We start from the raw sequence: 21,333 nt of genomic DNA, 5'->3' as shown, positions 1-21,333 counted from the left end.
TTTTCTCAAGACAAGTATTTAGCTTGCCATTAATCATATTGCCTATATGGATTTGCCACACATTGGTATTTTGCTAGCATCGCTTCAGTAAAATAAGCACGAGATGTTGCATTATTGTTATGCAAGCTTACTACCCCAATTTGTTTACCTTTACAATCTCCTTTTGCAATAAAAGCAAGATTATAACCCGCCTCTCGGGTATAACCTGTTTTACTTACTAACGCTTGATAAGATTGGGTGCGAACCATACTGTTGGTGTTTTTCATTGAAAAATATCGACCACCTGCATAAACACTTACCAATGGAGAATTAGAAAGTTGCTGAATTTCAAGCTTACTCGCGGCATAACCTGCAAGTTTTGCTAAATCAACCACCGTTGAAACATTATAAGAAGATAAACCAGAGCTATCGCCAAAGTAGGTTTGAGTCATACCGATTTCTTTTGCTTTACTGTTCATTCGAGCTAAAAATTGAGCTTTATTTAAGTGTGTTGCATGAGCAAGAGAATGCGCAGCATAGTTATCCGAGCGCACTAACATCGCTTTTAATAATTCGCTACAGGCAATGTTGGTATTCTTCGGTAACGGGCTGGTTGTGCCTTTAATAAAATCAGCATCTGAAGGCAAAATTTGCGTTTGACAATTTTCTCCATAACGATTTTCTTCTAAAAATACAACCGCCGTCATCAACTTAGTCACCGAAGCAATCGGCAGAACTAAATTCACATTTCTACCTTCTAAAAACTTTTTCTGTTTTAAATCAAACACTACATAAGCTGAATTTTCAGCAGGGATATAAGCAGGTTTCGCTTTAATACGAGGACTTGGTTTCTTTGCTGGTTGTGAAGAGCAAGCACTCAATACTAATGCGGTAATGATAAGAGGGATAAGTTTTTTCATAAAAAGATTCGTCGAAAAATAAAGTCAAAGTTTGGTATTGTACTTCGTTTCCTGAGTTGTTCCATAGCAAGCGGTCGATTTTTACAAAATTTTTGCAAATGCGAATTTGCAAAGTTCTCTCAAAATTTAACCGCTTGCCCTGTTGTCCCAAATCGGCGAAAATAAGCTTAATTTTCTGGCGATATTCCCGTCAATTTAAATATGTTCATAATTACTATAATTGCTTTTTGAGGAGAATAATATGAAAAAGTTACTATTGGGAATAGTATCACTTTTTATAACAAACCAGGTTTTTGCTGAAGAATCCTGTGAAAAATTTACTACATCTTACGATCGTACCTATTGCGTTGCTAAGTTATTTGTAGAATCAGACAATGAGCTGAATCAAGTTTATAAAGAGCTAAAAACCTATTTAAAAAGTGAAATATCAAAAAGTTTAACCACTACACAACGTAACTGGATCAAATATAGAGATAATCGTTGCGAAACTAATGGAAATATTGAGGTAGATTGTAACTATCAAGTTAATAAATTACGCACCGAATACTTACGTGATCGCCTACGTGAATGTAAAACAGGTAATTGTCAGATAGATGCAATCCGCAGAGAAAGCTGGTAGCTATTTGATATTCCAATATTTAATTTAATGGAAAACCAGTCCAAATTATGATTGGGGGGCGAATAATAATTCGCCCCTACGTTTTAACCTATACACGAGAACATTATGTCATATCCACAAGAAGTTAATAAACGTCGCACCTTTGCGATTATCTCTCACCCCGATGCAGGTAAAACAACTATCACCGAAAAGGTGTTGCTTTACGGAAATGCGATCCAAACCGCAGGCTCGGTAAAAGGTAAAGGTTCCGCACAACACGCAAAATCGGACTGGATGGAAATGGAGAAGCAACGTGGTATCTCTATTACCACCTCTGTGATGCAGTTCCCTTACAACGAATGCTTAGTCAATCTTTTAGATACCCCAGGGCATGAAGACTTCTCGGAAGATACTTATCGCACTTTAACAGCGGTGGATAGCTGCTTAATGGTTATCGACTCAGCAAAAGGGGTTGAAGAACGTACGATTAAATTGATGGAAGTGACCCGACTGCGTGATACGCCAATTTTGACCTTTATGAACAAGCTCGACCGCGATATTCGTGATCCAATGGAATTATTAGACGAAGTGGAAAGCGTATTAAAAATTAAATGTGCGCCTATCACTTGGCCCATTGGCTGTGGCAAATTATTCAAAGGAGTTTATCATATCTATAACAATGAAACTTATCTTTACCAAACTGGGCAAGGGCATACCATTCAAGAAGTGCGTATTATTAAAGGGCTTGATAACCCAGAGTTAGATCAAGCGGTTGGTGATGATTTAGCGCAACAACTACGTGATGAGTTGGAATTGGTGCAAGGTGCTTCGCACGAATTTGATCACGATGCCTTCATCAAAGGTGAATTAACCCCAGTGTTCTTCGGAACGGCGTTAGGTAACTTTGGCGTAAACCATTTCTTAGATGGTTTAACCGAATGGGCTCCGGCTCCGCAAGTTCGTGAGTCAGACATTCGCACCGTTGAAGCCAGCGAAGAAAAATTCAGCGGTTTCGTGTTTAAAATCCAAGCGAATATGGATCCTAAACACCGAGACCGTGTTGCTTTTATGCGTGTGGTTTCAGGCAAATATGAAAAAGGAATGAAGTTAAAACACGTCCGCATCGGCAAAGACGTGGTAATTTCTGATGCCTTAACCTTTATGGCTGGCGATCGTACTCACGCTGAAGAAGCTTACGCAGGCGATATTATCGGCTTACATAATCACGGCACAATTCAAATTGGCGATACGTTCACGCAAGGCGAAAACTTGAAATTTACAGGCATTCCAAACTTTGCACCAGAACTGTTCCGCCGCATTCGTTTGAAAGATCCGCTAAAACAGAAGCAGCTATTAAAAGGTTTAGTTCAACTTTCAGAAGAAGGTGCGGTGCAGGTTTTCCGCCCACTTATTAATAATGATTTAATTGTGGGTGCGGTCGGTGTGCTACAGTTTGATGTCGTGGTTTCACGTCTTAAATCAGAATATAACGTAGAAGCTATTTACGAAACCGTGAATGTAGCAACTGCTCGTTGGGTAGAGTGTAACGATGCAAAAAAACTCGAAGAATTTAAACGCAAAAACGAGGTAAATCTAGCCCTTGATGGCGGTGATAACCTCACTTACATTGCCCCAACGATGGTAAACCTAAACCTTGCACAAGAACGTTACCCTGATGTAAGCTTCTTTAAAACAAGAGAACATTAGCCTTTTAACACAAGCGGTCGATTTTGCAGAAAATTTTGCAAACCGACTGCTTATTTGATGTATTCAAAACACTTAAATTTGCCTGTGAAAAGATATTTTATTTTATTATCGCTCTTTCTAACTAGCTTTGCCCACGCTACAGACCAATGTATTGATTATTCAAACCAATCCCCGTTTCACATTACCCGTGTTGATCTAAATTGCAAAAATATCAGTCTGATTGGTTCTCAACAAAGCGATAACCAATCCACCGTTTCTCAGTTTGCACAAAAATATCAAACTAACGTTGCGATCAATGCCAACTTTTACTGGAAAGATTATACCCCGATTAGCCTAGTTATTAGTCAGGGCAAACGCTGGTCAAAATATAATGATGTGCAAAATCGGGTTATATTTGCTTGTGATAAAGCAAATCAATGTATGATTGAGGAAAAAAATAAAGTGACGTCAACCAACCCCAAATGGCAAGTAGCAATTAGTGGCTGGCATTGGTACAACGCGAAAAGCAAAAAATTTGAATGTGCAGACACAGATAAAGTCGGCTGTGCTCAGAGCATTTTTTACGATAAACACCCTCGCACTCTTATCGGCTTAAATGAACAGAAAAATTGGCTCTATCTGGTTGTGGTAGAAGGAAGACAATTCTCCTTTAGTGGCGTGACATTAGATGAGCTCGCAGAAGTCGCTCACAAACTTGAACTAACTAAAGCAATTAATCTTGATGGTGGCGGTAGTTCAACAATGGTTATCAATAATAAGAGGGTAAATTCTTTACCGTTTTTACAAAGCGAAGAACGGAAAGTAGCCAACCACTTTGGTATAAAAATAGTGCCATCACCGCAATAAGAAATAATTATTTTTGCCTATTAAACAACCAACTACACATAATTATACTTTTTATGGAAATATGCTAAAGTGCCGTTGTTAACTAAAACTACAATTTTTTATGGAGAAATATAAAGTGAAAAAATGGTTAATTCCATTAACAGTAGCCACCTTCAGTGTTGCTGCTTGTGATGAAAAAAATAATACACAAACAAATGTAGAAAAACCTACTGCTCAAAATGAACAGTTGCAAAAAAATCCAGAAATATTACCGCTTGTAACGGTAGTGGCTCCTTGGGAATTAAACAGCTTAGATTTAAACCAATCAGGTGTGATTTTCCAGCGAATGAATATTGCGGAAACTTTAGTTGAAGCAAATCTTGAAGGTCAGTTATCAGAAGGTTTAGCCACAAAATGGATGGCTAATGAAGATTCAAGTGTTTGGACATTTACTTTACGTGAAGCGAAATTCCACAACGGTCAGCCTTTAACTGCACAAGCGGTCGAAAAATCATTAAAAATTGCACTTTCAAAGCCAAGCATCCTGCAAAAAGCTTTTATTAAAGAGATTAAAGCATTAAATAGCAATCAAATTCAATTTGAATTAACCAAATCGTTTGTACCCTTCCCATCTTTCTTAACGCACTACACCACGTTGATTTTAGCAGAAGATAGTTTTGACGAAAAAGGGAATGTGGCACAAGTTATCGGTACAGGTGCATTCAAAGCGACTAAAATCGAAGCACCACAAAAATTAGAAACCCTTCGTTTTGACGAATATTGGGGCAACAAGCCACAACTTCAGCAAGCCAATTATTTAGCCAGCAGTCGTAGTGAAACCCGAACCTTAATGGCACAAAGCGATAAAACTGCATTAGTTTTCAATTTAGATAAAGCCAGTGTGGCTCGTTTAAAAGCCGATCCGAATTTACAATTGATTAATACATCGATTGCACGTACTACTCAGCTAAAAATGGACATTGCAAAGCCATTTTTTAATGATTTAGCCATTCGTCAAGCCTTATCACAAGCAATTAACCGCAAAGCAATTGCCGAGCAGATCTTAAAAATTCAAGATGGTATGGCAGATCAGATCTTGCCAAAAGCCTTCTCAGAATGGCGAGTTAATACTACAGAATCTCATTTGAGCCACGAAGAAACGATTGCAAAAATTAAAGAAAATTTGACCGCTTCTGGTTATCAATATAATGCAGAAGGTCAATTAACGAAAGACGACAAACCATTTACATTTACCTTAAAAACCTATTCTGATCGTCCTGAATTACCGATTATCGCCACTATTTTACAAGCAGAATGGAAAAAAATCGGAGTTGATGTCAATGTTTCAGTGGGTAACTTTAGTGAAATCCCGCTAGGTCATCAAAATGGTACGTTAGAGATGGCACTTTATGCTTTCAACTACGCTAAAACGCTCGATCCTTTTGCTTTAATGGTACAAGACTTTGCGAATGGCGGTAGTGATTGGGGAGTAATGAATTGGCGTAATGAAAACTTAGATCAAGCCTTGAAAAAGCTTGAAACGGAAAACGATCCTGAAAAAGCTAAGCAATTAAAACAACAAGTCAGCCAAATTATTCACGATGAATTGCCGATTATTCCGATTGTATATGATCAGCAAACCGTTGTAGGGCATCAAAGCATTCGTGGCCTAACACTAGATCCGTTTGAAAGACGATTTTATTTGGAAAAACTAAGTAAATAACCGCTCGTACTTCGCCAATATATACTGCCAAATCTCCCCCTCCCCTCTTTGCTAAAGAGGGGTGATAGATCTCCAGTAAATTTTAAATTCAAGTCCTTCATTAGGATAATTAAAATAGAGATAAAGTATAAATTTATATCCGATAGTCCCCCTCTTTAGCAAAGAGGGGAGGGGGAGATTTGGCAGTAGAAATTAACGAAGAAAAGAGTATAAATAGAAAATTATCCTATGCTAAAAATCCTACTCCGCCGCTTTACCCAATTAATATTAGTTATTTGGTCGGTTGGCACATTGACCTTTATCCTTACCCGCCAGCTTTCAGGCGATATGGCATACCGTATTGCTGCCAGCCGCTATGGTTACGATCAAGCCGATAGTATGGCAGCTGAAGCCGTACGTGCCGAGCTAGCATTAGATCAACCTTGGTGGCAAAGCTATTTCAGTTGGCTAGGCGATTTGTTGCAGTTTAACTTAGGTAAATCATTGGTAACAGGCGATCCAGTCTGGGCTGAAATTCAGCACCAATTCGGTCATACATTAAGCCTTGCGATTGTAGCATTAATCTTGGCAATCCTTATTGGTCCACCACTGGGCTTACTTGCCGCTGGCAAACCAAACCATTTTTTTGACCGCTTGACATTAGTATTGAGCACACTATTGCGTTCTTTGCCAATCTTTATCATCGCCATTGGCTTAATTACGCTCTTTTCAGCTCAGCTAAAATGGCTACCTGCGGGTGGGTATGGCAGTTGGCAACATTTTATCTTGCCAGCGTTCACTCTTGCGATTGGTTTAAGTGCAGTTTCGGTGCGAGTTACCCGTACTGCAATGGTGCAAGTAAAAAATGCTGAGTTCTACCAATTCTCGCAATTAAAGGGGCTAAGTCTTTGGAAAACCTTTATCCGACACGGTTTACCAAACATTGCCGTCCCAGTTATTGCCTATCACGCAGTCCAGCTTGTCTATTTAATTGAAGGCGTTGTGGTGGTAGAAAGTTTATTTGCCTGGCCAGGTAGCGGACACGCATTAGTCCACGCCATTATTGCCCGTGATGTACCAATGATTCAGGGTACAGCCTTAGTAATGGGCGGATTATTTGTTGTACTAAACACCCTCGCTGATCTACTAAGTGCTTGGATTGATCCACGAATTAAGCGATAGGACATCAAGATGAAAATTTCAACTTCACAATATTTAGGTGCTACGATCTTAGTGGTGATGCTAGGGTTTGCATTTCTACAACCTTATTTTTATCCAATGGATATCAGCTTTCAGGATCTAACCAATACGCTTTCTACCCCGAATGCGTTGGCGTGGTTCGGCACCGATCATCTTGGCAGAGATATGCTTGCTCGCCTGTCATCTGCAATTCGCCTCTCTTTTGGCTTATCACTATTTAGCGTATGTTGTGCCTTAATTGCAGGCTTATTGACTGGCGTTATGGCTGGCTTTTTCGGTGGTTGGATTGATCGCATTTTTAGCTTTATGTGTGATTTAGTGATGGCACTACCGGGCTTATTACTGGTGTTACTGTTTGCCGCACTCTCTCCAGGTTCGTTCTGGACGCTCTACTTAGGGATTTCATTGGTAATGTGGGTAGAATTTTTCCGTGTGATCCGTTCCATTAGCTCAACAATGGCAAACAGTTCGGAAATTCAAGCCTCACGCTTAATGGGAATGGGCTGGCTTTATAGCTTCAAACGCCATTTATTACCTCGTTTACTGCCAATGATCGCCACATTATCTGCATTTTCACTCGGCAACGCGATTTTGGCTCTAGCTACACTTGGCTTTGTGAGTGTAGGGTTACGCCCACCTACAGCGGAGCTTGGCTTAATGATGACGGAATTATTCCCTTATTACTACGAAGCACCACTGATCTTTTTACAGCCAGTAGTTGCCGTATTTTTGATGGTGCTTAGCCTACAATTATTATCAGGGAGAGTGAAATAATGTTACTAGAAATTCAAAATGTAAGCGTACAGACCAAAGAAGGTATAACGCTGGTTCAACCTATTTCACTTTCACTGCAACAAGGCAAAAATATTACCATTTTAGGCGAAACTGGGTCGGGCAAAAGCCTGTTAATTCAAGCCATTATGGGTGCTTTACCTGAAGAGCTTATTGCAAGCGGTCAATTTTTTGTTGAAACTTGCAAAATTGATTTTAACCAACAATCTGAGATTGAAAAAATGTGGGGCAAAACCTTAGTAATGCTGCCACAAGAACCTCGTCGCTCGCTAAACCCTATTATGGAAATCGGCAAGCAGTTGTGGGAAAGCTTTCACTATGTGGCTGGAAAATCTTCGCCTCAAGCGAAAACGGAGAGCCAAGCCTATTTGGCCAAACTCGGTTTAGGTGAATCGGTTGAAAGCTACCCTCACCAACTTTCGGGCGGAATGGCTCAACGTGCCTCTTTTGCAATTGCAACTGCTGCGGGTGGAAAAATTTTACTGGCAGATGAACCGACCAAAGGGCTTGATCCAATTAGCAAAGGCAAAGTGATTGAACTGTTAAAATCCGCTTACCAAAATGGTGGTGGCTTATTAACCATTACCCACGATATTGAAGTTGCCGAACAACTCAGTGGCTACATACTGGTAATGAAAAAAGGCGAGCTGTTGGAACAAGGCGAGGCAAAAGCTCTATTAAGCAATCCACAACACCCTTATACCCAAGCCTTAATTGCCGCAGATCCAAAACATTGGCAACCATTTCAAGATTTGCAAAATTTGAGCCAAAAACAACCGCTTGTCTCGGTTAAAAATCTGAGTGTTGCTCGAGGCAAGAAAACCTTGTTTAGCAATCTCTCTTTTGATTTACACAAAGGCGAAGTGCTAGGTATGGTGGGGCATAGTGGTATTGGAAAAAGCTCCCTTGCCGATGTGTTATGTGGTTTGCTAAAACCAAAATCGGGCGAGGTAAAATGGCACAGTCAAAGCCACAAAAAGCACCAGGTATTAAAGCTCTACCAAGATCCACCCGAGGCTTTCGCCCCGAATGTGAGCCTACAAACCTTGCTTGATGATGTGATCAATAAACATAAATTAGATCGCAAACTAATTCCAAATTTATTGGCACAACTTTCTCTAAGCCCAGAAATTTTACAACGCAATGCGGAAAATGTATCCGGTGGTGAGCTACAACGAGTAGCAATTTTGCGTGCTTTATTACTTGACCCAGTGTTACTATTTGCCGATGAAGTCACTTCTCGACTTGACCCGATCACGCAGCAAGAAACCATTGAATTATTGATAAGCCAATGCAGGGCAAGAAATTGTAGCTTAATTTTAGTTAGCCACGATCCGTATTTAATTGAGAAATCGTGCGATAAGGTGATTAATTTAGAAGATTATTTGAATTAAAAATTTTATAAAGTAGCTAAACCAAGCAATAGACGGTCAGTTTTTAGCAAAATATCAGCAAAACTGACCTATTATCTTTCCTAAAAGAGGCATTTATTTTTCTTTCAACAATGCAATAATCTCTTTCAATGAATCAATCTCCCTCTGTTTCTGTTCTAATAAAAGATCTCTACTTTTTAAAAGCTCCTCACTATGGAAAATAATATTATCTTTTAATTGTAGCGATAATTTTAGCTTCTCAATTTCAATAGCTGAGATTTCGTTAGTTCCATAATATATTGTATTATTATCTACAACCTCATTCATCATAAAATAGACACCATTATTTGCATTTTGCATAAATTCCAAAGCATCCATATTAAATATATTGGCAATCTGTTCTAATTTATTGAGTGTTAATTTCGTTTCTCCCCGTTCAATCTTTGCATAACCATTTACTGACATATTCAATTTTTCTGCCATATCTTCCTGAGACCATTGCCTAATCTCTCTTAATACCCTAATTTTTTTATTGTATTCCATAAATACCTACTATTTGGAGAATTTTACTTATAAAAAGTGTAATTTTACCCATCTTTTTTAGGTGGTTAAGTAAAACGAAAAAAACTACACTGATTCTAGTTTTTGTTTGTTTATTTATCAAGCTATGCTTGAATTTTAAGGGAATTATATTATGGCTAATTTTGGCTTTCCTGTCGAAACAATCCTTGTCTTTTTGGGGGTTATTGCCTTTTCGGTGTACATTGATTTGTTTGCTCATCGCAATACTAAAGAGATTACGCTTAAAGATGCTTCGCTTTGGTCTCTATTTTGGATTGGGCTAGCTGTAGCTTTTTATGGTTATTTGTGGGCGAGATTTAATAAGGAATCCGCTGATCTTTATCTTGCTGGTTATGTGCTAGAGAAAAGTCTATCAATTGATAATTTAATGGTTTTTGTTGCTATTTTTGCATCATTTGGAATCACTGGCAAATTGCAACACCGTATTCTTTACTGGGGAATTATAGGAGCATTGGTTTTTCGTGCAATATTTGTGGTAATTGGAGCAAGCCTATTTACAGCCAGTCCTTATGTTGGTTTCATTTTTGCTGCTTTTGTTATTTGGAGTGGATATAAAATGCTCAATAGTAACAATGAGTCAGATGAGGAGATTGAAGACTATTCTAATCATTGGAGTGTCCGCTTTATCGGGAAAACAATGCGTGTTTATCCCAAATTGTTTGGAGAACGTTTCTTTGTTAAACATCATGAATTGGGTGCAGAAAATTTAGCCTTAGTCACTCGTAAAGGGATTCGCTATGCTACACCAGCATTCCTCTGCCTTATGGCAATTGAAACCTCAGATGTTGCATTTGCTTTTGATTCTGTTCCTGCCGTCATTGCAGTTACCCAAGAACCATTACTCGTTTATGCTGCTATGATTTTTGCCATTCTAGGATTACGTAGCCTCTACTTTATTTTAGCTGCACTTACTAAATATCTGGTTCATCTTGAAAAAGCTGTTATCGCTTTACTTTTCTTTATTGGTATCAAGATGGGGATTCAATCTTGGAATCATGCATTCGGTGATACAGGTATTCATATCTCTCCAAATACCAGTTTATTGATTGTGTTAGGAACATTAACTGTTGGTGTATTGGCTTCCTTTATTTTTCCAGAGAAAGATAATAATGAAAAAAATTAATTTTGTCTTAAGCCTGTTACTTGTTTCTAGCTCTGCACTATCGCAACCTTATAAAACTCCACCAACATCCTCAACAAGTGGCTATGTACCTGTAATTAGTGATGAGTTAATGGAGCAGTGTGTCAAAATTTATAATGAAGCTGAATGGTTAGAAAATGATTTAAATCATAGTTCGCTTAATCAATATTCTCAATATGAAGTGAATCAATACAACCAGAATATTGCAAAATTAAACCAATTAACTAACTGGTTTAATCAAAATTGCTACTAATTTTATCGCTAACTAAAAACCACCTTCTATGAAGGTGGTCATCGCCTTAAAAGGCTTTGCCTGAATAAAAAACTCATTACGTAGGCATAAATTGTGGGGTAACTACTTTTGGGCAAGAGGTTATTGCGTAGACACCGTAGGTGTCAATGCAGAAATGATAAGGAAGTATGTGAAATATCAGGAAAAGCACGAATTAGAAGATAAACAACTTCGTTTATCAGATATATAAAAATTCGGGTTCTATGAATTCGAATTTTAATTGCCCCCTTCTAGGGGGCTTTAGCAAAGCCACCTTCTATGAAGGTGCATTTTTACTCATCAACTTAATGGAGAATTTATATGTCAGTATCTTTATCAAAAGGCGGTAATGTAAGCCTAAGTAAAAACGCCCCTAATTTAACTAAATTAGTGATTGGATTAGGTTGGGATGTTCGCACAACCGATGGTGCAGAATTTGATATAGACGCTAGTGCATTTATTTTGGATGCAAATGGAAAAGTACGTTCAGATGCCGATTTTATTTTTTATAACAATTTGAAATCAATTGATGGCAGTGTTGAACATACGGGTGATAACCGTACCGGAGCTGGCGATGGTGATGATGAAAGCATCATTGTACACCTTGACAAATTACCTACTATGGTAGAAAAAATTGCGATTATAGTAACTATTCATGAAGCAGAATCAAGAAAACAGAATTTCGGTCAAATTATTAGTGCATTTGTTCGTTGTGTAGATGGAGCAAATAATAATGAAATCGCTCGTTTTGATTTAAGTGAAGATGCTTCAACTGAAACAGCAATGATTTTTGGTGAAATCTATCACCATAACGGAGAATGGAAATTCCGTGCCGTAGGACAAGGCTTTGCCGGTGGTTTAGCCGCATTAGCAAGAAATTACGGTATTAATATTTAATTGGATAAATGGGTAAGCAATTACCCATTTTTTATGGAGAAAGCATATGGCGATTGATGTAACTAAAAAGCCTAAAATATCACTTAGTAAAGTCGTATTAGAAAAATCGGGAGATTCTACGAGTATTGATTTATCTAAAAGTAATAATCAAAACATTGTAATCAATTTAAATTGGACGCAGAAAAAAAATAGTGGGCTATTTGCCAACCTATTTAACAAAAGCCAAGATATTGATTTAGATTTAGGATGTTATTATGAATTAAATAATGGGCAATCTTCAGTGATTGATGGATTACAATTTTCACATAATCGAGGAGGAGCTAGAAATCAACGTACCCGACAAGGTTGCTATACCGAAGCCCCTTATATTTGGCATTGTGGCGATGATCGAGGTGCTGGCAATAATTCAGGTGAGAATATTTTAGTGAATCCGCAAGGAACTCAATATATTAAACGAATTATCGTTTACTGTTTCATCTATGAGGGTGTAGCTAGATGGGGGGAATCTGATGCAGTAGTAACAGTAAAAGTGCCTAGCCAGCCTGATATTGTCGTGGAAATGGGTAGACAAATTGATCCCAGAACATTCTGTGCGATTGCCTCAATTGAGTTTCACGGAAATCAAATGTCAGTAAGGAAAGAGATCACTTTCCACAATGGACATAAAGAGTGCGATCACTATTATAATTGGGGGTTTAATTGGGGATCTGGTTCCAAATAATAAGAAAGGCGGGTTATTTGCCCGCCACTTTCATAATATTACAAATCCTGACTATAAGCTCCTACTACACTCATCTTTTTTTCTTATTCTATTGCCAGCTTTTGGCGAACAATTTCAAACAAACAAACACCTGTTGCTACAGAGACGTTAAGCGATGATACCGAGCCTGCCATTGGAATGCTGATAAGCTGATCACAATGCTCACGAGTTAAACGACGCATTCCATCTCCTTCTGCTCCCATCACTAAGGCAATTGAGCCAGTTAATTTCGCTTCATAAATACTAGACGTGGCTTCTCCTGCTGTTCCAACAATCCATATATTGTAGGTTTCTTGCAAATCACGCATTGTACGGGCAAGATTGGTAACGCGAATAAGCGGCATTACCTCTGCTGCACCACAAGCCACTTTACGAGCGATTGATGTCAGTTGGGCCGATTTGTCTTTTGGCACGATTACCGCATCAACCCCTGCTGCATCAGCAGTACGCAAGCACGCACCAAGATTATGAGGATCGGTAACACCATCTAAAATAAGTAGCAACGGATTCTGTTTTTGGCTGAGAATTGCATCTAAATCGTGTTCGTTTAACTCTTTTTGTGGCACGACTTTCGCAATAATACCTTGATGCACTTCACCTTGTGATTTATTATCCAACGTTTGGCGATTAACCTGTTGCACTGAAACGCCTAAACGTTGTAATTCATTTAATAACGGAATTAATCGCTTATCTTCTCTCCCTTTAAGCACTAGCACCTCAATTAAACGCTCTGGAGCATTGTCTAAGAAAGCTTTCACAGCGTGAATACCATAAATTTGTTCGCTCATATTTTTCCTTAAAATTGGGCGAACACATCGGTCCGCCCATACAAAATCTACTACAATAACATCTTCACAATTTTATCAAGTTTAACTCTACCAAATTTTTTCAGCAATTTACGCACATTTTCAGGGTAATCTGTCAGCACTTCTAAATCGCTATAATGGCTTAAAACCTGCGTATGTTGGCGAATTTGGCTCAACTCCATTTCCGCTTTTTCACTTAGCTCTGCTTTCGGGTCAGAAATTAAAATCGCATTTTCAGCATCTAAACGCCACGCACGCGGATTTAAATTATTCCCTGTGAGCAAAATATAGCGGTTATCTACCCACACCCCTTTTAGGTGATAACTATTTTCGCCATCTTTCCACAAACGAATAGTAAGCTGTTGATTTTGAATATAAAAATCTAACCGCTTAGCAAAAGCCCGTAAGTTCTTTTCATACAAATAAGGCAATGCTGATGCCATCGTAAACTTTTCATCAGGCTTGGTATAGAAATCATTAGCGGTTTTATCGCCCACAATAATTTCCACTGATTTGCCGTTTGCCAGCAACCATTCAATACGAGTTCTTAACGAAAGCGGAAAATTAAAATAAGGCGTGCAAATCGTTAATTTTTGTTCTGTTTGGTAGAACAACGCCTCAATAACTTTGTTGAGCTGATTTCTGCGACGACCTAAACCAAACAATGGCGCAACCATCAAATCGTGACTTCTCAAAGCACCTTTAAGCGGATACTTTTCTCGGCTTAATTGCTTGCGAAAGGCCTTAATTTGTGGGCGAATTTCACTTGTTTTCATGCGGTTAGCTGTATCTAAACGCTTAACCACTTCACTAGATAATATATTTTGTTGAATAAAATCTACCCAACTATCCGATAACGCTTTATTTTTAATTACGTGATAGCGGTCGTAACGATAACGATCGAATTGGTGTAAATAAACGTTATTAATACTTGCACCACTGTACAAAATCGTATCATCAAATACAAAACCTTTGAGATGCAGCACACCAAATACTTCCCGTCTATTAATCGGCACACCGTAAAATGCAATTTCTTGGCCTTCGGGTAAATTTTGCTCTATGCTAAACTGATTATACCAGCCTGCATTTGAAAGATTTTCTACTTCCCCAATACGCCCACGTTGAGCCCTATGCCAATCAACTAATACCTTAATGTCTAAATCAGGGTTACTTCGTTTAGCATCATAAAGTGCAGTTAAAATTTCCTGCCCTGCTTCGTCCTTTTCAAAGTATAAAGCGGTCAAATAAATCCGATTTTTTGCAGACGCAATCCGCTTGAGAATTTCCTGCTTAAACGCTTGGCTTGAGGAGAGAAATGTCACCTGCTCCGCTTGTTGCGGCAAATAGGGCAAATTTTCCAATACATGTTTGGCTTTGCGTTGTTTATTTAAAATTAACATTCTAAAATTCCTGATCTTTCAATCAATGGCACGTATTTTACACTGAAATTGGCAATAAAGCGATTTTCGCTTAACGGCACACATAAGCTGCATTTGGATAGAGGCAAGTGAAATGAATAAACGAAAATTTATATTGCGTATAAATGCACTTACCCTATAAAAAATTAAGGCAGGGGTTTCCCTGCCTAACATACTCAATTTATCAATTAAGCAAACAAGCGTTTCTCACCAACTTTCGCTACGTTTTCCACACAACGTCCGCAAATTTCTTTGTGATCTGCGTGGCTGCCGATATCGGTAGCGTAGTGCCAGCAACGAGGACATTTCTCGCCATCTGCATTTTCGACTTTCACTGCTAAACCAGCTAATTCGCCTTCAGTAATATCTGATTTAACAAGTGGCTTGATGATAGCTTGTGAGGTAATTAATACAAAACGTAATTCATTGCCAAGTTGTTCTAACAATCGGCGAATTTCATCATTTGCATATACCGTTACTTTTGCTTCTAAGCCTGCACCAATAATTTTGTCTTTACGGGCTTGCTCAAGCACTCGGTTTACTTCCGAACGTACTTTTAAGATTTGCTGCCAGTAAACGTCATCTAATTTATCTTGCTCAATTAAGGTAAATAAACCGTCATAAAATTCTTCGGTAAAGACAAACTCACTTCGGTTTTCTACTTGCGGTAAGTAGCCCCAAACTTCATCAGCAGTAAATGACAGAATTGGTGCAATCCAGCGTACCAAAGCCTCAGAAATGTGCCACAACGCAGTTTGGCAACTACGGCGAGCAAGACTATCTGCTTTAGTCGTGTATTGACGATCTTTGATAATATCTAAATAGAACGACCCCATCTCAATTGAGCAGAAACGCATTAAGCGTTGCACCACCGTGTGGAATTGATAGTTGTCGTAAGCTTCTTTGATCTCGTTTTGAGCCTCTAACGCACACGATACTGCCCAGCGATCTAAAGCGATCATCTCTTCTGGTTTAACTAAATCACGTTTCGGATCAAAGCCGTTTAAGTTCGCTAACAAGAAGCGAGCCGTATTACGAATGCGACGGTAAGATTCCCCTGCACTGTTTAAAATATTGTGTGAAACCGCAATTTCGCCTGTGTAATCGGTTGAAGCCACCCATAAACGTAAAATATCCGCTCCATTTTTGTTCCATACTTCACTTGGCACAATCACGTTACCGAGTGATTTCGACATTTTTCTGCCTTTTTCATCTACGGTGAAACCGTGCGTTAAAACTTGCTTGTATGGAGCTTTGCCGTTAGTTGCGGTGGAAAGCATTAATGATGACATAAACCAACCACGATGTTGGTCTGAACCTTCTAAATACATATCAGCAGATTTGCCATTAAACTCTGGGCGTTGTTCTACAACAGAGGCATAAGTTGATCCTGAATCAAACCACACATCAAGCGTATCTGGCACTTTGCGGTACTCTTTCGCATCATCACCTAATAGCTCTGCTGGATCTAAATCCCACCACGCTTGAATGCCTTTTTCTTCCACACGTTTTGCCACTTCTTCGATAAGCTCTAAAGTGCGTGGGTGCAGTTCTTCAGTTTCATTATGAACAAACATTGCCATTGGCACACCCCAAGTACGCTGACGTGAAATACACCAATCTGGGCGGTTTGCCACCATATTATCAATACGAGCTTCGCCCCAGCTTGGGATCCAACGTACCGATTTGATTTCGCCTAATGCTTGTTGGCGTAAGCCTTGGGTTTCCATACCGATAAACCATTGTGGAGTAGCACGGAAAATAATCGGCGTTTTATGACGCCAGCAGTGTGGATAGCTATGTTTAATGCGGGATAATTTTAATAACGCCCCCACTTCTTGCAGTTTTTCCACGACTTTTTCGTTCGATTCAAACACACCTAAACCAGCAAAGAATGGCGTTTCTGCTTTAAATTTACCATCGTTTGAAATTAGGCCAGCCATTTCGATATTATATTTACGAGCCACGACAAAGTCGTCCGCACCGTGGTCTGGTGCGGTGTGAACCAAGCCCGTACCGCCATCGGTGGTAACGTGGTCGCCGAAAATAAATGGCACGTTAAACTCGTAAAATGGGTGGTTAAAGCGTAATAATTCTAGGTTTTCACCTTGAGTGGTCGCCAAAATTTCAAAGGCTTCCACGCCTGCTACTTTTGCAACATCTTCCACTAAATCGACCGCTAGTACCACACGCTCATCGCCGAATTGCACTAAGGCATAGGCTAATTCAGGATTAATTGCAATTGCACGGTTAGAGGGAATCGTCCACGGCGTAGTCGTCCAAATCACGGCGGATAATTTACCACTGCCTTTGCTTTGTGCATTGAATTTTGCTTCCACCTCAGCTGCATCTACCGCTTCAAAACGCACATAAATTGAAGGTGATACTTTATCCTCATATTCCACTTCCGCTTCTGCCAAAGAAGAACCGCAATCTAAGCACCAATGAACTGGTTTTGAACCTTTATATAAATGACCATTTGCGATCACTTTACCTAAAGTTCGGATAATATTCGCTTCGGTGTTGAAATTCATTGTGAGGTATGGATTATCCCAATCGCCTAAAATGCCCATACGGATAAAGTCTGCTTTCTGCCCTTCCACCTGCTCTTTGGCATAATCACGGCACGCTTGACGGAACTCCGCAGCTGAAATTTTTTCGTTCGGCTTGCCCACAATGCCTTCTACTTTCAGCTCAATCGGTAAACCGTGGCAGTCCCAACCCGGCACATAAGGCGTGTCATAGCCCAATGAAGTCTTAGACTTCATAATAATATCTTTCAAAATTTTATTTACAGCGTGCCCTAAATGCAGATTACCGTTCGCATACGGAGGACCATCGTGCAAAATAAAAGTCTTCTTGCCTTTAGAGGCGATACGAATTTTCTGATAGAGGTTTTTGTCGTACCAGTTTTTTAACATATCAGGTTCGCGTTTTGCGAGATCCCCTCGCATCGGAAAGCCTGTTTCAGGCAGGTTTAAGGTGTTTTTGTAATCAATAGTCATTTTTTTCTCGTACATAATTATCTGTTTTATACCTAGCAACGCCTAACCGTACTCAGTTAAGCATAATTAAGCCCCTATGAGGCTGAAAACTAGAGAGATTTAACTTGCAAATTTCTTAAAAAATTCTACCGCTTGCAGACAGTCTTTTTCAATCTGAGCCTTTAATTCCTCAAAGTTAGGGAATTTAATTTCATTGCGGATCTTATGAAGAAATACTACCTCAATCACCTCGCCATAAATAGAGAGGTTGAAATCGAAAATATGCACTTCTAATAGTGGTTTTGTGCCATTAATAGTGGGACGATTTCCCACGTTTACGATACCGTTGTAGCAACCTTGTTTAGTGTTCACTTTTACTGCAAATACCCCTTGAACAGGAGTAACAAGGCGATTAAGCATAATGTTAGCGGTTGGAAAGCCTATCGTCCTGCCAAGTTTATTACCGTGTGCAACTCGACCGTGAATGGAATAAGGTTTACCTAATAATTTTTCGGCTAAGTCTAAGTCATTGTTTTGTAACGCCTCACGCACCAATGAGCTACTAATCCGCTCTTCATTTAAGCTATGAGTATGGCTTTCTTCCACGGCAAAACGATATTTTAAGCCTGCGTTGCGTAAGGTTTCAAAATCACCGCTGCGTTTTGCACCGAATCGGAAATCATCACCTACGCTTAAATAACGAACTTTCAGGCGTTTCGCCAATAAATCACTAATGAAATCATCTGCTGAAATTTGGGCAAATTTTTCACTAAAACGAACGTAAAGTATAAAGTCCACGCCTGTTTCTTCTAAATATTTTAGCTTATCCCGCAAACGCATAAGGCGAGCAGGTGGGCTACAAGCGGTTAAATTTCCACTTTTTTTTGCAAAAAATTCGCGAGGCTGTGGCTCAAAAATCATCACAACTGACGGTAAACCTAACTCAAGTGCTTTATCGCATAAGCGAGCTAGAATATTTTGATGCCCAATATGCACACCATCAAAATTTCCAATAGAGAGAACACAGCCTTTGTTTAAAGCACTATATTTGTCTAAATTGTGAAAGCCTCGGATGAGCTGCATAAAATATAAACCGTTTTATGAGTGAAAATTGCTGTGATTATAGCGATAAATCGGCAAAAAAGGAAAAAAAATCCTATGTGTTATTAATGAATATATGAATATGACATAAATATCGCTTATTTTGTATAAAAAGATATTCAAATGCTACATTTTGCTATATGATTGCAGTTAAACTCAGGGAGAATAATTATGACAGATTTCACTTATCTTCAACAAAAACGCAAACAGCTCAAACTTAAAGTGAATGATATTTGTGAACAAGCTGGTGTAACACGAGCCTATTTTAATCAACTTGTGAGCGGCAAAATTAAAAATCCAAGTGCCAATAAACTTAAAGCATTACACTCAGTTTTAGAGATTGTCGAAGATAATAATCAGCGTTCTGGTGTCATTTTTGGTAAGTTTTACCCAATTCACACAGGTCATATTAATATGATCTATGAGGCATTCAGTAAAGTTGATGTGCTACATGTTATTGTGTGTACTGATTCCGAGCGTGATTTACGTCTTTTTGAGCAAAGCAAAATGAAGCGTATGCCAACTAACGAAGATCGCCTTCGTTGGGTGCAACAAATTTTTAAATATCAACAAAAACAAATTTTTATTCATCATTTAGTCGAAGATGGCATTCCAAGTTATCCTAACGGTTGGGAAGGTTGGTCTACGCGTGTCAAAGCGTTATTTGCAGAAAAAAATATTAATCCAACCGTTGTGTTTAGTAGCGAAACACAAGATAAAGATCCGTATGAAAAATATTTGCATTTAGAGGTACATTTAGTCGATCCTGCTCGTGAATCATTTAATGTTTCTGCAACCCAAATTCGTAATAATCCGTTTCAATATTGGCGTTTTATCCCGAAAGAAGTTCGCCCGTTCTTTGTCAAAACAATTGCAATTTTAGGTGGCGAAAGTAGCGGTAAATCGGTATTAGTGAGTAAGTTGGCAAATGTGTTTAACACTACGTCGGCTTGGGAATTCGGGCGTGAATTTGTGTTTGAGCAACTAGGTGGTAATGAACAGGCAATGCAATATTCCGACTATCCTCAAATGGTACTAGGGCATCAGCGTTATGTTGATTATGCGATGAAGCACGCACATAAAGTAGCGATTATTGATACTGATTACATTACAACGCAGGCGTTTTGTATTCAATATGAAGGTAAATCTCACCCATTCTTAGATTCAATGATTCGAGAGTATCCATTTGATGTCACGATTTTGCTGTCTAACAACACAAAATGGGTTGCCGACGGCTTACGTAGTTTAGGCTCCAAGAAACAACGCCAACAATTCCAACAATTATTGAAAAAATTGCTTGAAAAATACCGCATTCCTTATATTGAAATTGAATCGCCAAGTTATTTAGATCGTTATAATCAGGCAAAAGAGGTTGTTGAGGCGATTTTAAATGAAGAGCCGATTCCATTACAATTTAAACAATATAACCTTAACGATTCACAATCACAGTAATAGTAACGGACATAATAATGATACTTTTTGCAGGAGATCCGCACGGCAGTTATGAACATCTCTATCCTATTTTGCAACAACAAAAAGAAGATGTAGCTCTAGTTATTCTAGGCGATCTCCAACTAACTACACCCGATGAGTTAGATAAACTTTCACAATATTGTGATATTTGGTTTATTCACGGTAATCATGATAGCAAAACCGTTGCCGCCTTTGACGCTATTTGGAACAGCCATTGGAAAGAACGCAATATTCACGGCAGGGTAGTGGAAATTCAAGGCGTAAAAATTGCGGGGATTGGTGGCGTCTTTAGAGGTTATATTTGGATGCCACCTAACCGACCTATGTTTTTTGATCCGATTCATTTTTGCCAATACTCGCCACAAGAAAAAATTTGGCGTGGTGGAGTACCATTAAGACATCGCTCTTCTATATTTCCATCGGATTTTGAAGCATTAGAACAGGAAAAGGCTGATATTTTAATTACGCACGAAGCACCAAAACCTCATCCACAAGGCTTTTCAGTGATTAACCAGCTAGCTAGAAAGTTAGGGGCAACTAAGATTTTTCACGGACATCACCATGATAATTTTCACTATGACAATCTGAATGTCAAGTATGGATGCGATATTTACAATATTGGTTTTCGTAGCCTTGCAGACATCAACGGAAATTATTTGATACTCGGTGTTGATGATAGAGAGAAATAACTCAAAATTTGATTGAATTAAACAAATTGTCATTTTTACACTTTCCATATAAAAATTTATAAGTAGAATTTCAGCAATTTGTAATATAAAAGTTATATAACAGAATTTATAAATT

Annotated in this window: 19 protein-coding genes and 1 pseudogene; 14 read left to right on the top strand and 6 right to left on the bottom strand. The window is 38.8% G+C overall.

Features of this window, described 5'->3' with window-relative positions:
- Positions 1 to 29 precede the first annotated feature (29 nt).
- Positions 30 to 899, bottom strand: a complete 870-nt coding sequence (locus HV560_RS00405; RefSeq protein WP_176807374.1) for a D-alanyl-D-alanine carboxypeptidase family protein — start codon at positions 897 to 899, stop codon at positions 30 to 32.
- 241 nt (positions 900 to 1,140) lie between these two features.
- Here HV560_RS00405 and HV560_RS00400 point away from each other — a divergent pair, with 241 nt between their 5' ends.
- The 7 genes from HV560_RS00400 (at position 1,141) to HV560_RS00370 (ending at position 9,117) form a co-directional block, all read left to right on the top strand.
- Positions 1,141 to 1,518 (top strand): lysozyme inhibitor LprI family protein, encoded by a 378-nt coding sequence (locus HV560_RS00400; protein WP_176807373.1) that lies wholly within the window; start codon positions 1,141 to 1,143, stop codon positions 1,516 to 1,518.
- A gap of 105 nt (positions 1,519 to 1,623) precedes the next feature.
- Positions 1,624 to 3,204, top strand: coding sequence for a peptide chain release factor 3 (prfC, locus tag HV560_RS00395; protein WP_176807372.1), 1,581 nt, complete (start codon positions 1,624 to 1,626; stop codon positions 3,202 to 3,204).
- An 84-nt stretch (positions 3,205 to 3,288) separates the two neighbouring features.
- Positions 3,289 to 4,050: a phosphodiester glycosidase family protein gene (locus HV560_RS00390; protein WP_176811901.1), complete on the top strand. Its 762-nt coding sequence runs from the start codon at positions 3,289 to 3,291 to the stop codon at positions 4,048 to 4,050.
- Positions 4,051 to 4,165: 115 nt separating this feature from the next.
- Positions 4,166 to 5,752 carry an ABC transporter substrate-binding protein gene (locus HV560_RS00385; protein WP_238348742.1) on the top strand — a complete coding sequence of 529 codons (1,587 nt, stop codon included), beginning with the start codon at positions 4,166 to 4,168 and terminating at the stop codon, positions 5,750 to 5,752.
- A gap of 228 nt (positions 5,753 to 5,980) precedes the next feature.
- Complete coding sequence (locus tag HV560_RS00380; protein ID WP_176807370.1) at positions 5,981 to 6,913, top strand: ABC transporter permease; 933 nt, start codon at positions 5,981 to 5,983, stop codon at positions 6,911 to 6,913.
- Between the two features lie 9 nt (positions 6,914 to 6,922).
- A complete protein-coding gene (locus HV560_RS00375; RefSeq protein WP_176807369.1) occupies positions 6,923 to 7,705 on the top strand; it encodes an ABC transporter permease in 783 nt (260 codons plus the stop codon).
- Positions 7,702 to 9,117 carry an ABC transporter ATP-binding protein gene (locus tag HV560_RS00370; RefSeq protein WP_176812809.1) on the top strand — a complete coding sequence of 472 codons (1,416 nt, stop codon included), beginning with the start codon at positions 7,702 to 7,704 and terminating at the stop codon, positions 9,115 to 9,117. Before HV560_RS00375 ends, HV560_RS00370 begins: the two co-directional genes overlap by 4 nt.
- Before the next feature lie 93 nt (positions 9,118 to 9,210).
- Here the strand turns inward: HV560_RS00370 and HV560_RS00365 are convergent, their stop codons facing one another.
- Positions 9,211 to 9,639, bottom strand: coding sequence for a helix-turn-helix domain-containing protein (locus HV560_RS00365; protein WP_176807368.1), 429 nt, complete (start codon positions 9,637 to 9,639; stop codon positions 9,211 to 9,213).
- A 151-nt stretch (positions 9,640 to 9,790) separates the two neighbouring features.
- Here HV560_RS00365 and HV560_RS00360 point away from each other — a divergent pair, with 151 nt between their 5' ends.
- The 5 genes and pseudogenes from HV560_RS00360 to HV560_RS00340 all read left to right on the top strand — a co-directional run bounded on the left by HV560_RS00360 (position 9,791) and on the right by HV560_RS00340 (position 12,708).
- Positions 9,791 to 10,801 (top strand): TerC family protein, encoded by a 1,011-nt coding sequence (locus HV560_RS00360; RefSeq protein ID WP_176811899.1) that lies wholly within the window; start codon positions 9,791 to 9,793, stop codon positions 10,799 to 10,801.
- The gene (locus tag HV560_RS00355; RefSeq protein WP_176811898.1) at positions 10,788 to 11,072 is read left to right on the top strand and encodes a hypothetical protein; all 285 of its coding nucleotides are present in this window, start codon (positions 10,788 to 10,790) and stop codon (positions 11,070 to 11,072) included. The genes HV560_RS00360 and HV560_RS00355 overlap by 14 nt, the downstream gene beginning before the upstream one ends.
- 82 nt (positions 11,073 to 11,154) lie before the next feature.
- Positions 11,155 to 11,301: pseudogene (locus HV560_RS00350) on the top strand (transposase); the annotation flags it as partial.
- Between the two features lie 110 nt (positions 11,302 to 11,411).
- A complete protein-coding gene (locus HV560_RS00345; protein ID WP_176811897.1) occupies positions 11,412 to 11,987 on the top strand; it encodes a TerD family protein in 576 nt (191 codons plus the stop codon).
- A 46-nt stretch (positions 11,988 to 12,033) separates the two neighbouring features.
- The gene (locus HV560_RS00340; RefSeq protein WP_176807364.1) at positions 12,034 to 12,708 is read left to right on the top strand and encodes a TerD family protein; all 675 of its coding nucleotides are present in this window, start codon (positions 12,034 to 12,036) and stop codon (positions 12,706 to 12,708) included.
- Positions 12,709 to 12,791: 83 nt separating this feature from the next.
- On the opposite strand, the gene rlmB is transcribed toward HV560_RS00340, so the two are convergent.
- The 4 genes from rlmB to ribF all read right to left on the bottom strand — a co-directional run bounded on the left by rlmB (position 12,792) and on the right by ribF (position 19,038).
- Positions 12,792 to 13,535 (bottom strand): 23S rRNA (guanosine(2251)-2'-O)-methyltransferase RlmB, encoded by a 744-nt coding sequence (gene rlmB, locus HV560_RS00335; protein WP_159628518.1) that lies wholly within the window; start codon positions 13,533 to 13,535, stop codon positions 12,792 to 12,794.
- Between the two features lie 50 nt (positions 13,536 to 13,585).
- On the bottom strand, positions 13,586 to 14,953 hold the full coding sequence (gene pssA / locus HV560_RS00330) for a CDP-diacylglycerol--serine O-phosphatidyltransferase (RefSeq protein WP_176811896.1): 1,368 nt from the start codon (positions 14,951 to 14,953) through the stop codon (positions 13,586 to 13,588).
- 206 nt (positions 14,954 to 15,159) lie between these two features.
- On the bottom strand, positions 15,160 to 17,976 hold the full coding sequence (gene ileS, locus HV560_RS00325; RefSeq protein WP_176811895.1) for an isoleucine--tRNA ligase: 2,817 nt from the start codon (positions 17,974 to 17,976) through the stop codon (positions 15,160 to 15,162).
- A 99-nt stretch (positions 17,977 to 18,075) separates the two neighbouring features.
- Positions 18,076 to 19,038: a bifunctional riboflavin kinase/FAD synthetase gene (gene ribF, locus HV560_RS00320; RefSeq protein WP_176807361.1), complete on the bottom strand. Its 963-nt coding sequence runs from the start codon at positions 19,036 to 19,038 to the stop codon at positions 18,076 to 18,078.
- Between the two features lie 189 nt (positions 19,039 to 19,227).
- On the opposite strand from ribF, the gene nadR reads away from it, so the two are divergent.
- Both nadR and HV560_RS00310 read left to right on the top strand, forming a co-directional pair.
- On the top strand, positions 19,228 to 20,508 hold the full coding sequence (gene nadR, locus HV560_RS00315) for a multifunctional transcriptional regulator/nicotinamide-nucleotide adenylyltransferase/ribosylnicotinamide kinase NadR (protein ID WP_176811894.1): 1,281 nt from the start codon (positions 19,228 to 19,230) through the stop codon (positions 20,506 to 20,508).
- Between the two features lie 17 nt (positions 20,509 to 20,525).
- A complete protein-coding gene (locus HV560_RS00310; protein WP_176811893.1) occupies positions 20,526 to 21,218 on the top strand; it encodes a metallophosphoesterase family protein in 693 nt (230 codons plus the stop codon).
- The last annotated feature ends 115 nt before the right edge of the window (positions 21,219 to 21,333 follow it).

This window comes from Mannheimia pernigra (assembly GCF_013377995.1).
GTDB lineage: Bacteria > Pseudomonadota > Gammaproteobacteria > Enterobacterales > Pasteurellaceae > Mannheimia > Mannheimia pernigra.
This window is presented reverse-complemented; position numbering and strand designations above follow the sequence as displayed.

Bases quoted from the DNA above. Each gene is read 5' to 3' on its own strand.
- HV560_RS00405 (WP_176807374.1), bottom strand. From the start codon at position 899: ATGAAAAAACTTATCCCTCTTATCATTACCGCATTAGTATTGAGTGCT.
- HV560_RS00400 (WP_176807373.1), top strand. From the start codon at position 1,141: ATGAAAAAGTTACTATTGGGAATAGTATCACTTTTTATAACAAACCAG.
- nadR (WP_176811894.1), top strand. From the start codon at position 19,228: ATGACAGATTTCACTTATCTTCAACAAAAACGCAAACAGCTCAAACTT.
- ileS (WP_176811895.1), bottom strand. From the start codon at position 17,976: ATGACTATTGATTACAAAAACACCTTAAACCTGCCTGAAACAGGCTTT.
- HV560_RS00345 (WP_176811897.1), top strand. From the start codon at position 11,412: ATGTCAGTATCTTTATCAAAAGGCGGTAATGTAAGCCTAAGTAAAAAC.
- HV560_RS00365 (WP_176807368.1), bottom strand. From the start codon at position 9,639: ATGGAATACAATAAAAAAATTAGGGTATTAAGAGAGATTAGGCAATGG.
- HV560_RS00360 (WP_176811899.1), top strand. From the start codon at position 9,791: ATGGCTAATTTTGGCTTTCCTGTCGAAACAATCCTTGTCTTTTTGGGG.
- HV560_RS00375 (WP_176807369.1), top strand. From the start codon at position 6,923: ATGAAAATTTCAACTTCACAATATTTAGGTGCTACGATCTTAGTGGTG.
- ribF (WP_176807361.1), bottom strand. From the start codon at position 19,038: ATGCAGCTCATCCGAGGCTTTCACAATTTAGACAAATATAGTGCTTTA.
- prfC (WP_176807372.1), top strand. From the start codon at position 1,624: ATGTCATATCCACAAGAAGTTAATAAACGTCGCACCTTTGCGATTATC.
- HV560_RS00380 (WP_176807370.1), top strand. From the start codon at position 5,981: ATGCTAAAAATCCTACTCCGCCGCTTTACCCAATTAATATTAGTTATT.
- HV560_RS00340 (WP_176807364.1), top strand. From the start codon at position 12,034: ATGGCGATTGATGTAACTAAAAAGCCTAAAATATCACTTAGTAAAGTC.
- HV560_RS00310 (WP_176811893.1), top strand. From the start codon at position 20,526: ATGATACTTTTTGCAGGAGATCCGCACGGCAGTTATGAACATCTCTAT.
- HV560_RS00355 (WP_176811898.1), top strand. From the start codon at position 10,788: ATGAAAAAAATTAATTTTGTCTTAAGCCTGTTACTTGTTTCTAGCTCT.
- rlmB (WP_159628518.1), bottom strand. From the start codon at position 13,535: ATGAGCGAACAAATTTATGGTATTCACGCTGTGAAAGCTTTCTTAGAC.
- pssA (WP_176811896.1), bottom strand. From the start codon at position 14,953: ATGTTAATTTTAAATAAACAACGCAAAGCCAAACATGTATTGGAAAAT.